The organism is Laceyella sacchari, assembly GCF_004343255.1.
Lineage (GTDB): Bacteria > Bacillota > Bacilli > Thermoactinomycetales > Thermoactinomycetaceae > Laceyella > Laceyella sacchari.
This window is the reverse complement of sequence record NZ_SMDD01000001.1, coordinates 1,127,131-1,141,926: the sequence shown is the minus strand read 5'-3', so window position 1 is coordinate 1,141,926 and position 14,796 is coordinate 1,127,131. Positions and strand designations below refer to the sequence as shown.

The window sequence follows — 14,796 nt, the reverse complement described above, 5'->3', positions numbered from 1 at the left end:
GTAGAAATATTTGATTATTTCAATTTACAAGGAGGAAAGCATCATGTGGACCACTTGGAAAAGCATCTTCGCCAGCACTCTCGCATTGGGAACCATGCTCGCACCGGGTGTCAGCTTCGCACAATCGCCTGTCGACGCACCCGCTGGAGCCTATCTTCCTCCGCAACCCAAGTATGCAATCACAGCTGGAAAAGTGCCTGATCCATTCAACAAACAAACGAGAAACCAGCATGTCACACGCGGCCCAATTCATCCTGATTATAAAATACATGTCACCTATGATAGCCAAAACCATATCATTAACGGAAAACTATCTGTCACCTTCACCAACAACACCGGGGTTCGCTTGAACGAGGTATACTTCAACCTCTGGGGCAACGCCGCCAATTTCCGTACAAACGGGGGTGGCATGGATGTAAAAAACGTGAAAGTGAATGGGAAAACAGCCAACCATCACCTTCAAGAAACCGCCTTGCACATTGACGCCACCTTGCCCAAAAACCGCAAGTCCACTGTTTCCATGGACTTCACCGTCCATGTGCCAAAGGGGCAGGACCGGTTCGGTTGGGATGGTGACACCGTTTCCTTGGGCAATTGGTTCCCCATTTTGGCCGTCTATGATGATGAAGGCTGGAACGTCGACCCTTATTTTCCATACGGTGAAAGCTTTTACTCCCTGACCGGCAACTTCGACGTCACCGTCACCACCGACAAAAAGCAAGTCATCGCCGCAACCGGAACCGAAATCGGGAAGCCCAAGCTCAAAGGAAACCTCGCCACCCATCGTTATATCGCCAAACAGGTGCGTGACTTCGCCATGGAGATGAACCCCAACTACAAAATCATCTCCACCACCGTCAACAAAGTGAAAGTGAATGTCTACTACGCGGAAGAGCACGCCAAGTTCACCCAAGACCTCCTGCAAAGCGGCGTGGACAGCATTAAGCTCTTCAGTGAAAAATTCGGCGCTTATCCTTGGCCAGAACTGGATGTAGTCAGCATGAAAGGCTGGTTTGGTGGCATGGAATATCCGCAGCTGGTCATGATCTCCCTCCGTGACAACGCCACCCCGGCCTGGGTACGTAGCGTCAATGCCCACGAAATCGGACACCAATGGTTCTACGGCATCATTGGCAACAACGAATATGACGAGGCTTGGTTAGATGAATCCTTCGCCACTTTCGCCGCCGCTCTATATGACAACGAACTCGACCAACTCACCGCCGAACCGATTCCCGGATTCCATCTCTCCCATCCGATCTCCTATTTCACCGCCTACGGCCAAGAAGGCATCAACGCCTACTACGACACGGTCTACGATTACGGCGCCCGCACCTTGAACGACTTGCGCAAGCTGTTGGGAGACAAGCAATTTTATGCCTCGATGCAAGCCTACTACAAACAAAAGAAATTCGACATCACCACCACCAAAGACTTCATCCGCATCATGGAACAAACCAGCGGGCGAGATTTGGACAAGTTCTTTGCAGAGCATTATGTGTTTGTATCTGATCAGGAATAAAAAAATAAAACCGGCTGGAGAAAGACTTCTCCGGCCGGTTTTTGTTTATAGATTCCCTGGCGGTTTGCATTCTGTGTTTTATTGATATAGTTCAAAATCATGAAAAATGGCAACTGGTATGGAACCCCGTTTCAATTCTCTAACTGAGATGTATTTTATTGATACTTCTTAAAAACTGGGAATCCGTATCAACAGCGTCTGGCTAGTTTCAATTCTCTAACTGAGATGTATTTCATTGATACGCGAATACGTGAAGCGGGCTGTGATGAACGAAGGCGAGTTTCAATTCTCTAACTGAGATGTATTTCATTGATACTTGTCCTTGTTCCAAGAGTTGAGGGAATTAGGGACGGTTTCAATTCTCTAACTGAGATGTATTTCATTGATACGGCGAAGCGGAAAATATCAAAAGAATATGCCAAGGTTGTTTCAATTCTCTAACTGAGATGTATTTCATTGATACGCAAAAGTAGCTGTTTCGTCATCTAGGATACTCTCAGTTTCAATTCTCTAACTGAGATGTATTTCATTGATACGGCGTTCGCGAAAACCTGTAAAAAATCAATGTCTAGCTGTCCCTTTTCCGAACACTCCTCCAAAAATTAAGTTTTTATCACCAGAAAACCGTTTTATCATACATGCATCAAATGGCAAACCCCTTGATTCATAAGGGATTGGGCATTTCCGACGACCCCCTGGCTTTTTTCCGAAGCAATGGGTGTTCGCATTATTAAGCCAACAACCTACACCCTCTACTCATTATATCTAAATGATTCAGAAAATAAAACCATCAAACCCATCACACTATGACGCATGCCCAAAGGTTAAGGTCAGATATTTCACGTTGGGGATGCTTTGAATTGAATTTTCTCCTAAGGACACCTCTATAATTTTGAGGTGTCCTTTTCATTTTCTGGGTACAATGTTTCTATCTCAGTCATCCCATTTACTTATCAAACCACATACCCAGTTTAATGCATGAATGCGTTCATACGTAATCAGCATATCATACTCAAGCGTTTCATCGTGATTGAAAGCTTCCACCTGTTGATTATAAATTTCAAAATGCTTGTCAAGCATATGTACGATCTCTTCAATCGGACGGCATTCCGCTTTAGCGATAAATGGTTCAAGTGGCTCACCCAGCCCTGGCAACACCTCACGAATGAAACCGCCATCGCACCGTTCAATTGGTAAATCAAGCTCTTCAACTAAATTCAAGCTCCATAATAATGCAAGCAAGCCTTCAATTCGCCAAGTAAGTAGGTTCGATTGCATCGCTCGCTGATTCCAACTTTTCTCTGCCGGGCTGAGATCAGAGATCGGTACAGAAAAGACATTTTGCTCTTGCGGGCTCAGCGAATCCCATAATCCTTCTTCCCTTGCCCACTCTACCACTTTCTCCGGCTCATGATAAAATATTACCCCTAATAGTAAATGAAGAGCCAAAGCACGCTTCGCTATATCTTCTGCTGAACGTAAACGGACTTCATTTGTTTCGGGGTACACTGGGAAGTTATACACCATAAGAACACGTCCGGTATCCGAATCCAATGAGATTTGTTTACTTGTCTCGGAATGAGTCATGTACATACACTTTCCTTTCTATTTGGATTTTATCAAATCTACTTACAAGCATTTTGTTTCGATGAATTGAGCGGAGGAATATCATCAGGATACTGTTCATGCTGATTCCTATACAAGGATTCTTCGTACTGTTGAGCCGTGCCAACAAAGAACTGTTGCATAGTCGGATATTCTCCTTTTTCATCCTCACGTCCGACAGAATGAAACCCTTGTACATAGATCACACCTTTTTTCGGAACCCAATCAATGGTTTCATATTCCATATGTGCCTTTGTCCGTTTTCCTTTTTCGTCTACAAAGTAAAATTCAACCCCTCCTTCCCCATCCAAAGATGTACACGTCCGCAATTGACCATCATGGGAAATCGGTACCAACCACTTTCCATCCTCTTTAACAAGCGCTTTTTTTCCTGGAATATCCCCGACAGCATAAACCCATCCTGTAAAGCCTTTAGGAATGAGAAACACAAGATCAAAATGATCTTCTTTTGTACACCCTACAGACAAAATAGTTAGGATCGAGCTCATGATGAATACAAATACATATTTCATGTTGATTCACTCCTGTGACAGACTTGCACCATGGATTAAAAAAAGCCAACCACTTCTATGTAGTTGGCCAAAAAAGCTCCGGGGTACTATATGATTATTCGTTGCATTATCGTTATTTAAGGCACAGTTTCAGAGCGCTATTTGGTTTTATTATCAAGTTTCCGCGTATAGTTCAAAATCTTATCAACTGATTTGGCTCTACGCTTCTTTACATCATGATAAGTAAACCGCATAACCTTCCACCCTTTTTTTCGCATAAAAGCATCACGTCGACGGTCATGATCTTCTCGTCCCTTATGATACTTTCTCCCATCTAATTCGATCACCAATTTATATTTCGGCAAGGCAAAATCTGCCCAGTAGGGACCTATCGGATATTGCGAAAAAATCTGTCCTTTGTAGGTTGACCGGATGTCATAATACATCCACCGTTCCAAGATGCTATCCGTCATGAACATGTTTTTATCCAGCACCGGAAAATGCCCCCACGCGATCTGCTCAAAGATAAACTGTATCGCCAGAAACGGGGAAAGTATCCAGCGTACCATTTGTTTTGCTGATCGTTTGGTCACAATGTATTTCCGTCTGACTCTGCGATAAGTTTTCTTAACTGACATCCACCATGAGTTTACACGATTAAAAACACTTAGCTGTTTATACATTATAAAAACCCCTCCTCTTTTCATAATACTATGAAAATAAGGAGGGATTACATTTCATTACAAAAACATTCAGCTAGCTAAACATCCCTTCAACATATTCATCCATATAAAGGCATATCCAACTGTTACTTACAGCCTGTGCCATTTGTCGTTGCCTCATTCTGTGCAATATTGACATCAAAAAAATTGAATGTTATAAAAATAGATACTTAGCACTCGTCACCCTCAAGTGCTAACAAATCTTTCTCACCTGCTAATTTTCTAGATTCAAAGGAGAGAATGGGCATGGAAAAGAAGCAGTTTCAAGCTGAATCAAAAAGACTGCTGGAAATGATGATCAGTTCGATTTATTCGCAGAAAGAAATCTTCTTAAGGGAATTAATTTCCAATGCCAGTGATGCCATCGATAAGATTTATTACAAAGCGTTAACCGACCCTAAGTTGGTCTTCAATAAAGAGGATTATTATATCAAAGTGATTGCCGATAAAGAAAACCGTACACTGACCATTCGCGACACTGGGATTGGCATGACCGAGGACGAACTGGAGAATAACCTTGGCGTCATCGCGAAGAGCGGTTCTTTGGCATTTAAGAAAGAATACGCATCCCAAGATGGACATGAATTAATCGGCCAGTTTGGCGTTGGATTTTATTCTGCTTTTATGGTGGCAGACAAGGTGACCGTGATTAGCCGGGCTCTTGGCAGCGATCATGCCTTTAAGTGGGAATCTACGGGGACAGATGGATACACAATTACGCCCTGTGAAAAAGCTGAGGTCGGCACGGATATTATTCTCAAGATAAAGGAAAACACCGAAGAAGAGAACTATGATGCATTCTTAGAGACGTACCGATTACAAGAAATCATCAAAAAGTACTCGGATTTTATCCGTTACCCCATCAAAATGGACGTGACTGTCAAAAAGCTCAAGGAAGGCAGCGAAAACGAATTAGTAGATGTTCAGGAAGAACAGACCATCAACAGTATGGTACCGATTTGGCGTAAGAATAAAAACGAACTGACTCCTGAGGATTATGAACAGTTTTATAAGGAGAAGCATTACGGTTTTGATAAACCCATCAAGTATGTACATCTCAACGTCGAGGGTACAGTGACATATCAGGCAATCCTGTTTATCCCTGAAACCATCCCCTTTAACTATTATACAAAGGAATACGAAAAAGGACTGGAACTGTATTCCAACGGTGTATTAATCATGAATAAATGTGCTGACCTGCTTCCTGACCACTTCAGCTTTGTCAAAGGGATGGTCGATTCCGACAGCTTATCGCTGAATATCTCTCGCGAGATACTACAGCATGACCGGCAGTTAAAGCTGATCGCCAAAAATATTGCGCGTAAAATCAAGAGTCAATTGCAAAGCATGCTAAAGGATGAAAGAGAAAAGTATGAGCAGTTTTATAAGTCCTTTGGCAGACAATTGAAATATGGCGTTTACAGCGATTTTGGCGCCAACAAAGAAACGCTGCAGGATTTGTTGCTGTTCTACTCCTCCAAAGAAAAGAAACTCGTCACGCTGGATGAATATGTATCAAGAATGCCAGAAGATCAGAAATACATTTATTACGCCACCGGTGAATCCATCGAACGAATTGAAAAGCTTCCGCAAACTGAGCTCGTCGCTGACAAAGGCTATGAAATCCTATACTTTACCGATGATATCGACGAGTTTGCTATTAAAATGATGATGAGTTACAAGGACAAGCCATTCAAGAATGTATCAAGTGGCGATCTGGGAATCGAAGCCGAAGAACAAGAGAGCGATCAAGAAAAGCAGGAAAACCAGGAGCTATTTGAATACATGAAAAACCAATTATCGGGTAAAGTGACGAATGTAAAAGCTTCCAAACGACTTAAAAACCACCCCGTATGTCTGTCTTCGGAAGGCGAAGTCACCATCGAGATGGAGAAAATATTAAACGCCCAGCCTAACAACCCGAATGTAAAAGCAAATAAGGTCCTGGAGATTAACATCCACCACGAGGTTTTCCAAACGCTAAAGGATGCGTTTGAAAAGGATAAGGATAAGCTAAACCTGTATACAAACCTGCTTTACAATCAAGCGCTCCTAATCGAAGGGTTGCCGATTGATGACCCTGTCCAATTTACGAACGACATATGCAAAATCATGGTTTAATAAACTAACTTCGTAGCACATAAAGCTCCCCATCTGATAACGGGGAGCTTCATTTTGCTATCACAGATTTCTGCCCATTCTTACTTTCCGCATTGCTTAAATCTCCATCCGTAAAGCCATCCACCCTCCACGCATGGTTTCCAGTCCGTTCTGTCTTTCTTCCAACAGTCAGCCGGAATGCATTCACGCCGTCACCTTTTTTCTCCCCAAACGATTCGCCCCGATCACTCCGGCGATAATCAGTGCCGAACCGATGAGATGGTGCACCGTGATTTCTTCTCCCAGAAATATGGCTCCAGCGATAATGGAGACGACGGTCCCTAGATTGGCGAAAACACTCATTCTTGAAGCTTCTATTTTTGACAAGGCGTAGTTTGCAGTCAGCGCTGTGACAAGTGAGGACAATACACCCAAGTAGAGAATGGAAACAACAAAGGAACCACTGGTAAGCGGAGCTAAAAGGAGGTCAAGCGTGCCGTCGGCCACATGAGTGGTGATTGAAACCGCCGAAAAAGAGACGAATCCGATTCCCAGCATCACATAACTGATTTCCGTCGGGCTGTAAACCCGCAAAAGCGACCGGACTAATACGCTGTAACCGGCAAAAGCCAAGCTCGACATGACCAATAAGAAAATCCCGGTGAAATTCGAGAAATCGAAGTCTGTTCCCTTCATTACAAAGATCAACACAACGCCAGATACCGACATGAAGATCGACACCTTCTGAAAGAGGGTTGTCACTTCCTTCAAAAACACGGAGGCCAGTACCATGGTTACGATCGGTGTAAAGGCGTACAAGATGCCTCCTTCGGCTGAAGAAGCGTGTTGTAATCCAAACGCTTGAAAGAGGAAGAATCCAACTGGGTACATGGTCGCCAGCAACAACAAATTTAAAAGCTTACCGCGGAACTTAAATTTCACCCAACCAAAAGCAACTGGGATTGACATCACCACAAACGAAACAGCAAACCGGTGCGTCAACGTGTCAACCGGGTTGGCGTGTTCAAGCGCCACTTTGGTGAACAAAAACGAAAAACCGATGATCACCGCATTCAATACGGCACATAAATAAGCCAGTTTCAATCCGCTTTCGTTTTTCATCGTTGCTTCTCCCTTCTACAGGTCGGCGGAATCATTTTGAAAATGGATCATCCGTTAAATAAAAAGTATGGCAAATAGCAATTCCGAACAATGTCATTTTGGCAAAACTGTATCGATACAGTTGATTCGGTCAAGATATAATAATCAGTGGAAAGCAAAATCTGCCAACTCCGGAGGGAGCATTGTGAAAAAATATTTATCTATTCTTTCCGATATAGAGCAAAAAATCATGGAAGGAGAATACCGGCCGGGCCAAAAGCTACCATCTGTCCGCAAGGCGGCGAAGTCATACGGATGCAGCATCAGTACAATCACCCGGGCATACGAAGAACTAGAAAAACGGCACGCGATTTATTCCATCGCGCAAAGCGGTTTTTATGTAGTCGGACAGTCCGATGTTTCAAGCGACACCGCGAGCGACCTGATTGATTTCGCTTCGGCGTCACCTGATTTAACTGTGTTTCCGTATCTCGATTTCCAGCATTGCTTAAATAAAGCGATCGACATTTACAAATACCACCTGTTTACATACGGCAATTCAAAAGGGCTGGAAAAGCTACGCCATACGCTTGTCTCCCATTTGGCAGACAGCCAAGTGTTCGCTAAAGCGGAAAATATCTCCATCACTTCGGGCATCCAGCAGGCGTTGGAAATTTTGGCGAAGATGCCGTTTCCTAACGGGAATTCGGTCATCTTGGTCGAACAGCCAAGTTACAATCTTTATCTTCATTTCCTAGAGGCAGAGGGCATACCCGTTTGCGGAATACGGCGCACTGCGACAGGGATAGATTTGTGGGAATTAGAGGAGAAATTCAAAAGCGGCAACATCAAATTTTTCTACACCATGTCGAGATTTCACAATCCACTAGGTACCTCATATAGCACGGAGGAAAGAAAAGCCATCGCCAGTTTGGCCGACAAATACAACGTATTCGTTGTAGAGGACGATTACATGGCTGACTTGGGCCAAGAACGGAGTTTCGACCCAATCTACGCTTACAGCCAAACATCGCGCGTCGTTTATTTGAAAAGCTTTTCAAAAATCATTTTCCCAGGTTTACGATTGGGAGCGGCTGTGATTCCGAAGCAATTGTTAGATATGTTCTACACTTACAAAAACTACACCGATACCTCGCTTTTATCCCAAGCAGCGCTAGAAGTATACATCAAAAGCGGCATGTACGAACGACATAAGCACAAAATTTCCAAGCAATATGCGACGCGAATTCAGTTGCTGAATGAAGCGGTGCGGCGGCACAATGATGCGGGATTGATTGAAGTGTCGGATGTCAGATACGGGGTCTATGTACAATTTAAACTACCAAAAACGGTCAATCTCGAACGTCTGACACAACGGCTTGCTGCACGGAAGATCAAAGTGGTATCCAGCAAAGAATTTTATTTGTCGGATTACTTGGAGCGAGAGAAGTTTTTGCGGATCAGCATTTCTCGGGTGCAACCGGAGAAAATCGATGAAGGGGTCAAAGCAATCATTGAGGAAGTGAGGCGGGAAAACTGGTAAAGCCTATGCATCTGTCAGGACCCTTAAATAGATCAAAGAGCAAGGAGTCATTGCCCCTTGCTCTTGTGGTTTTTACTTCATGTATTTACTTCGATCTGCCCTTAACGCATTTAACATCTTTACTTTTTCCATGATTAATGGAAACAATGGAGAGTCTGATCCAATCCCTGTATAAAGAGGAATGGTTTCAGCCAGCCCTTTTTCTTTGATGTCTTTCTGAATTTGGACAGCTTCCTCATCGTATTCATAATTAAACTGGAATGCCGCAGCAATGCCAATGCACAAATGCTCAGGAGTTACACCCAGTTTTAACAGTTGAACAGCAGGGCCGACTAAACGGTCGTTGGGTCCCAGCTTTCTTATCGGTGACCGGCCAATTCTCGTCACTACATCAGAAAGATAGGGATTAGAAAAGCGGTTCATAATCTTCTCGATATATCTTTCTTGTTCTTCTGAGCTAAAGTGATATTTCGTTGTTAGCAAGCGGCTGGTTTCCATAAGCGCTTGCTTGGTTGTGTTTTGGATAAATTCATCTCGCAGGGCCGCAGCAATCGCCTTATATCCAAAATAATATCCAAGATAAGCAGCTGTTGCGTGACCGGTGTTTACTGTGTATAGTTTGCGCTCGATATATGGCTCCAGGTTCGGGACATAGTCGACTCCCTCAATCTGGGGGACTTCTCCTACCATGTTGGCCCGTTCAACCACCCATTCATAGAAAGGCTCAACGGCAACACGAAGTTTGTCTTCATGCTTTTGCAAGGGGACGATTCGGTCTACCGCCGCATTCGGAAAACCAACGAGTTCATCCACTTTTCTTTGATCGGCTTCACTTAAATGCTGATAGACGTATTCTTTTAGCATAGAACTTCCGCCAATCGCATTTTCGCAAGCAATGATGTTAAGCGGTTGTACATTTTTATTGACTCGTTCAGCCAGTCCTTTTGCGATGGTTGGGGCAATTAATTTTAACACATTGGGACCGACCGCCGTTGTCACCAGATTTGCGTCCATCATTTCTGCTACTACGGCGTTTACATCTTGCCCGTTGATGGCTCTAACTCCGCTCACATGGATTTGTTTATTCCCGGCATCAGCAATTTCTACCGTATATTCTTGTCTCCGGTTGATTTCATCCACCAACTCCGAAACCACATCAACAAAGCAAACTTCATATCCTGAACGGCTCAATAAGGCGCCGATAAATCCTCTGCCGATATTTCCTGCCCCGAAATGGAGTGCCTTCACCTTACATTCCTCCTTCCAAAAGGGCAATCAATTCTTCGGCAGATTTGGCTTGAATTAATTTCTTCACGTTTTCTTCGTCAGCGCAGATGATAGCGAGATTGGATAGTATCTCCAGATGCTCATCACCCACCGCAGCGATGCCGATCACCAGATAAGCTGTATTGCCATTTCCGAAATCGACTCCGTCGGGAATTTGCACAATCGAGATGCCAGTGGAACGAATCCATTGCTTGGCATCGTTTGTCCCATGAGGAATGGCTACACCATTTCCAATATAGGTTGTCAAATCTTCTTCCCGCTCAATCATTTTGCCGATATATTCTTCAGAAACATGATTTTCTTTAACCAACAATTTTCCAGCTAACTCAATCGCTTCTCGTTTCGTCTCCACTTTTTGGTTTAAAATGATTTTATCTTTAGATAAGATCCCCATTAAACTCACTCCTTGATGTTCATTTTTTCTGAGCAAAATCGATACAGGTGTTGCACAAAATATTGCCTGATTTGAGACTCATCATGGGATTCAAGAACCCGGTTGGTTTCCGCTTCAATTAACAATGCGCTGATTTCACTTAAAACGGCTATCACCTCATTCGGGATCGACACCGGACTCAACAATAGAAGAATCTTATCGATCTCAATCGTTCCTTCATCCATCGATTTGATTAGAATCGGCTCACTCAGGACATGCATGGTAAAAGAGGGTTGGGTCACCTGATCACTTCGACAGTGAAACAGCCCCAGTTTGGCGTCAGGGACCCCAAGACCCCCTTGTTTCTCTCTTTCAAGCAGCTGGTGAACAACTGGTTCACTTTGAATAATGACACCTTTGCTCACCAGTTTTTCACATGCTTTAGAAAGAATTTCTCTTTTGCTCAGGCTTTGATTCTCTATTTGTAATAAACAAAAGTTCTTCATCAAATCAATGGCATAGCCAAGTAAAGAGTGTAATGATTCAAGTTGGTGCAAGCTGTTTGGCCGCTGGGATGTTTGCTGGATTTTCCCGCTCGTGACAGGCTCATACTCCCTTAAAAACGAATAGATCTTTTCAATCTCTTTATCTGTCAGCATAGGGCTCACTCTGATATATTCCTCAGGTTTTTTGGATGGAATGGGAATCGTGGATACGATAAAGTCGTATTCACTCTCATCGATGTTGTTCAGCTCAAACACCGATACATTCCGTCGCACTTGAATCTCGGGAATGGAGTTTGCCAGACGGCTGGCCAACATTTTCGAAGAACCAATCCCACTTGCACATACGATCAGTACACGAAAACGCTTTTTGGCCCGCGATGCTCTTTCCAAAGAGGAGCCGATATGCATAACCAAATATCCGATTTCTTCATCTGGCACCTGCAATCGAGGGAAAATTTCTTTCGCTGCTTGCTTAACGATTTGGAATAAATCAGGGTAATCCTTTTTGATGATATCGAGCATCGGATTACGAATCTTCATATTTCTCTTCATTCTGTGAATTGCCGGTTCCAGGTGGGTGATAAGATCATGAAGTAATGAACGATCCTCACTTAGATTTACTCCCACCTTTTCTTCACAAAAATGAATGAGATTCTTGGCAATCGCAATTAATTCGGCGTTGGCATCCTCCGGCGATCCAATTTGCGAAAGCCTTAATTTGGCCCCTCTTAAATGCATGGTGACAAAGCCGATTTCATCCACAGGAATGGGAAGGCCAAAAGAAGATTCTAGTTGCGCCACAATCTGTTTAGCAACTTGATATTCAGGTGTGCCTTCAAGTTCTTTCAAATAATCGGGGTCGATTTTGATTTTCTCTCCTTTGGTTATCCGTTCAATCACCAAAGAAAGATGGATGACAAGTCCAATAAAAGCGCTGTCGGCCAAGGGATATGAAAGAAGTTCGCTGATGTTGCGCAATGTGTTTTCGATAGCGATCAGCTTTTCTTTGGGAATCAGGTTGAGCAATCTTTCTGATGCGGTATCCGTTGTTGAAACGGGCTTATTTTGAATGTTTTCTTTCAATAGCTCCATGAGTTGCGACTCGTTTAGATTCTCAAAGATTAACGCGCTGATCGCTTTTCTTTTTGATGCTTCAGCACCAGTGATTTCAATCCCATATCCCCGCCTTCTGACCAACTCAAGGTTGAACTGCTTAATCCAATCATTGAGATGATCGAGATCATGGCTAATTGTGGCGGGCGTCACTTTTAAATCGTAAGCCAGCGATATGATTTTCACCGGTTCTTTGGCTTCTAATAGGGTGCATAAAATAACGGTTTTTCTTTCCGCCGGCGTGTATTCTATGGGAGTAATCTCGGACAAAGCTTGCTTCAGCTCATTCAACTTCTCTTTATTCCCTTGAATGATCAGCCCTGTTCCGGCCTTTTTCTTCAGTTTTAATCCATGACTTGTTATCAGCTTGTCCAGCTCATCCAGTTCCCGGTGAACCGTACGGGAACTGACTTGCACTTCTTCCGCGATTTTCCCGATCGTCACACCATCAAGCTCTCTTAGCAAGATTTCAAGAATATGGCGCTGTCTAGAGGAAATATTCATAATCCCTTACCCCGATTTGCACAAAGAGATAAATGACTGGCATGGTGCAAGTGTTTTATCCTTTATTTTGCTCACTAAGCCGTTTGGTCAATTCATCATACTTCGGGTTATTTAAGAAATTGTCGACCGAGATGTGCTCAGCATGTGGAGCTTTGGCTTTGGCGCGATCAGTTAACGTCGCTTGGGTAACGACAATATCGGCATCTTCCGGAATATCATTAATAGCAGTATTCGTCACTTCCACAGAGACATTGGCGTCCTTGAATTTTTTTCGCAGAATAGAAGCTCCCATCGCACTCGAGCCCATTCCCGCATCACAAGCAAACACAACTTTTTTAACTGAAGCACTTTCTTTCTGTTTCACCGCATTCTGTTCCACAACTTCACTTTTCTTGCCTTTCAGTTCTTGCATCTTTTCAGAGGCTTTAGCAAAGTCCTCTTCATCAGCACCCGACTTGGATTTCAGGAACACAGCGGCGACAAGGAAGGAAACAACCGTGCTCACAGCAATACCAGCCAATACCGCGAGGAGACCGCCTTTAGGAGCCAGCGCGATCAAGGCAAAGATACTTCCGGGAGATGGTACCGCAACCAGACCCGCATCCAACAGTTGGAAAATGAACACACCACTCATACCACCGGCGATTACCGACAAGATTAAACGAGGGTTCATCAGGATATATGGAAAATAAATCTCGTGAATACCACCCAAGAAGTGAATGATGGCAGCTCCTGGAGCCGATTGTTTCACAGAGCCTTTACCGAATAACCAGTAGGCCAGCAGAATCCCCAATCCAGGCCCTGGATTCGGTTCAAGCAAGAAAAAGATGGACTTGCCAATTTCTGACGCCTCTTTTAGCCCCAAAGGACTCAGTACGCCATGGTTAATCGCGTTATTGAGGAACAATACTTTTGCTGGTTCGATAAAAATACTGGCCAAAGGCAGCAACCCAGCATGGACGATCCATTCCACACCAGCCCCCAGCAATTGGGTTGAAGTAGCCACTACAGGCCCGATAGCAACATAACCCAGAATGGTTAATATCGCACCGATAATTCCTGCCACAAAGTTATTGACCAGCATTTCAAAACCTGCGGGAATTTTTCCTTTGAACAACCCATCAACCAGCTTGATCACGACGCCACCCAGAGGGCCCATGATCATTGCGCCCAAAAACATCGGAATATCCGTACCGATGATAATCCCCATCGTAGCTAGGGCCCCCATTACACCGCCACGAACGTCGTAAACCATTTTTCCGCCCGTGTAACCGATGAGCAGCGGCAACAAATATTTGATGGTCGGCCCAACCAGCTCGGCCAATTTTTCATTGGGAATCCATCCCGTTGGAATAAATAACGCAGTAATCAGTCCCCATGCGATAAATGCCCCAATGTTAGGCATTACCATTCCGCTTAAAAACCTACCAAATTTTTGTATGCTGACACGAATGTTTGTGTTGTTTTCAGCCTGTTTCACAGATTCACCCATAACCTAGCTCCTTTCTAACTTTAAATGATAAAATAATTATTCCCTCGTCCATATAGTAAAGCGGTTCCATGCCTACTTCAACAAAATGAAAACATAACTTCGTCATCCCCAATGTTGACAAAAATAAAATGTTGCTCATTCTTAATCTATCCACCCTAAGAGAGAATACTTAATTCGGAGTTAGGAAGTACGATGAAATCGTTCACTGTCCCCTTGTATCAACAGGCACATTTGCCAATAGAACTAATCACATTTACAAAAGCAACACCCTCGGCACTTAAATTTCCGAGGGTGCTAATTTGTGTTATGTATTTATTTAGATCCATCGTTATGTAAAAAGGGGTATCGGATGGTGTTGCAAAGGAGCGAGATTGTTAAAATCCGGTAAATGTATAAGTGCGGAACTTTGCATCACC

11 protein-coding genes and 1 CRISPR repeat array are annotated in these 14,796 nt (G+C 43.7%); of the genes, 3 read left to right on the top strand and 8 right to left on the bottom strand.

The features are described 5' to 3' along the window. Positions 1–43 precede the first annotated feature (43 nt). Positions 44–1,522 carry a M1 family metallopeptidase gene (locus EDC32_RS05480; RefSeq protein ID WP_132220312.1) on the top strand — a complete coding sequence of 493 codons (1,479 nt, stop codon included), beginning with the start codon at positions 44–46 and terminating at the stop codon, positions 1,520–1,522. A gap of 128 nt (positions 1,523–1,650) precedes the next feature. Then, positions 1,651–2,059: a CRISPR direct-repeat array (repeat unit 38 nt; unit sequence GTTTCAATTCTCTAACTGAGATGTATTTCATTGATACG). Between the two features lie 396 nt (positions 2,060–2,455). Here EDC32_RS05480 and EDC32_RS05475 read toward each other — a convergent pair. The 3 genes from EDC32_RS05475 to EDC32_RS05465 all read right to left on the bottom strand — a co-directional run bounded on the left by EDC32_RS05475 (position 2,456) and on the right by EDC32_RS05465 (position 4,322). Further along, entirely contained in the window at positions 2,456–3,109 is a 654-nt protein-coding gene (locus EDC32_RS05475; protein ID WP_158283244.1) for a DUF4272 domain-containing protein, read from the bottom strand. A 38-nt stretch (positions 3,110–3,147) separates the two neighbouring features. Continuing rightward, a complete protein-coding gene (locus EDC32_RS05470) occupies positions 3,148–3,660 on the bottom strand; it encodes a DUF6843 domain-containing protein (protein WP_132220308.1) in 513 nt (170 codons plus the stop codon). Between the two features lie 137 nt (positions 3,661–3,797). After that, positions 3,798–4,322 (bottom strand): endonuclease domain-containing protein, encoded by a 525-nt coding sequence (locus EDC32_RS05465; RefSeq protein ID WP_211341887.1) that lies wholly within the window; start codon positions 4,320–4,322, stop codon positions 3,798–3,800. A 285-nt stretch (positions 4,323–4,607) separates the two neighbouring features. On the opposite strand from EDC32_RS05465, the gene htpG reads away from it, so the two are divergent. After that, positions 4,608–6,482, top strand: a complete 1,875-nt coding sequence (htpG, locus tag EDC32_RS05460; RefSeq protein WP_132220306.1) for a molecular chaperone HtpG — start codon at positions 4,608–4,610, stop codon at positions 6,480–6,482. A gap of 183 nt (positions 6,483–6,665) precedes the next feature. Here htpG and EDC32_RS05455 read toward each other — a convergent pair whose 3' ends face one another. Beyond that, on the bottom strand, positions 6,666–7,583 hold the full coding sequence (locus EDC32_RS05455) for a DMT family transporter (RefSeq protein ID WP_132220304.1): 918 nt from the start codon (positions 7,581–7,583) through the stop codon (positions 6,666–6,668). Between the two features lie 184 nt (positions 7,584–7,767). Here EDC32_RS05455 and EDC32_RS05450 point away from each other — a divergent pair, with 184 nt between their 5' ends. After that, complete coding sequence (locus tag EDC32_RS05450; RefSeq protein ID WP_132220302.1) at positions 7,768–9,105, top strand: aminotransferase-like domain-containing protein; 1,338 nt, start codon at positions 7,768–7,770, stop codon at positions 9,103–9,105. A gap of 72 nt (positions 9,106–9,177) precedes the next feature. Here the strand turns inward: EDC32_RS05450 and EDC32_RS05445 are convergent, their stop codons facing one another. The 4 genes from EDC32_RS05445 to EDC32_RS05430 are packed head-to-tail and all read right to left on the bottom strand — an operon-like array spanning position 9,178 to position 14,380. Continuing rightward, the gene (locus EDC32_RS05445; RefSeq protein WP_132220300.1) at positions 9,178–10,353 is read right to left on the bottom strand and encodes a mannitol-1-phosphate 5-dehydrogenase; all 1,176 of its coding nucleotides are present in this window, start codon (positions 10,351–10,353) and stop codon (positions 9,178–9,180) included. Between the two features lies 1 nt (position 10,354). Beyond that, positions 10,355–10,786: a PTS mannitol transporter subunit IIA gene (locus EDC32_RS05440; RefSeq protein ID WP_022739006.1), complete on the bottom strand. Its 432-nt coding sequence runs from the start codon at positions 10,784–10,786 to the stop codon at positions 10,355–10,357. Positions 10,787–10,791: 5 nt separating this feature from the next. Then, on the bottom strand, positions 10,792–12,888 hold the full coding sequence (locus EDC32_RS05435; RefSeq protein WP_022739004.1) for a BglG family transcription antiterminator: 2,097 nt from the start codon (positions 12,886–12,888) through the stop codon (positions 10,792–10,794). A gap of 55 nt (positions 12,889–12,943) precedes the next feature. After that, positions 12,944–14,380, bottom strand: a complete 1,437-nt coding sequence (locus tag EDC32_RS05430) for a PTS mannitol transporter subunit IIBC (protein ID WP_132220298.1) — start codon at positions 14,378–14,380, stop codon at positions 12,944–12,946. Positions 14,381–14,796 lie beyond the last annotated feature (416 nt).

Coding starts and splice junctions, on each gene's coding strand:
- EDC32_RS05480 (WP_132220312.1), top strand. CDS start 44: ATGTGGACCACTTGGAAAAGCATCTTCGCCAGCACTCTCGCATTGGGA.
- EDC32_RS05475 (WP_158283244.1), bottom strand. CDS start 3,109: ATGACTCATTCCGAGACAAGTAAACAAATCTCATTGGATTCGGATACC.
- EDC32_RS05470 (WP_132220308.1), bottom strand. CDS start 3,660: ATGAAATATGTATTTGTATTCATCATGAGCTCGATCCTAACTATTTTG.
- EDC32_RS05465 (WP_211341887.1), bottom strand. CDS start 4,322: ATGTATAAACAGCTAAGTGTTTTTAATCGTGTAAACTCATGGTGGATG.
- htpG (WP_132220306.1), top strand. CDS start 4,608: ATGGAAAAGAAGCAGTTTCAAGCTGAATCAAAAAGACTGCTGGAAATG.
- EDC32_RS05455 (WP_132220304.1), bottom strand. CDS start 7,583: ATGAAAAACGAAAGCGGATTGAAACTGGCTTATTTATGTGCCGTATTG.
- EDC32_RS05440 (WP_022739006.1), bottom strand. CDS start 10,786: ATGGGGATCTTATCTAAAGATAAAATCATTTTAAACCAAAAAGTGGAG.
- EDC32_RS05435 (WP_022739004.1), bottom strand. CDS start 12,888: ATGAATATTTCCTCTAGACAGCGCCATATTCTTGAAATCTTGCTAAGA.
- EDC32_RS05430 (WP_132220298.1), bottom strand. CDS start 14,380: ATGGGTGAATCTGTGAAACAGGCTGAAAACAACACAAACATTCGTGTC.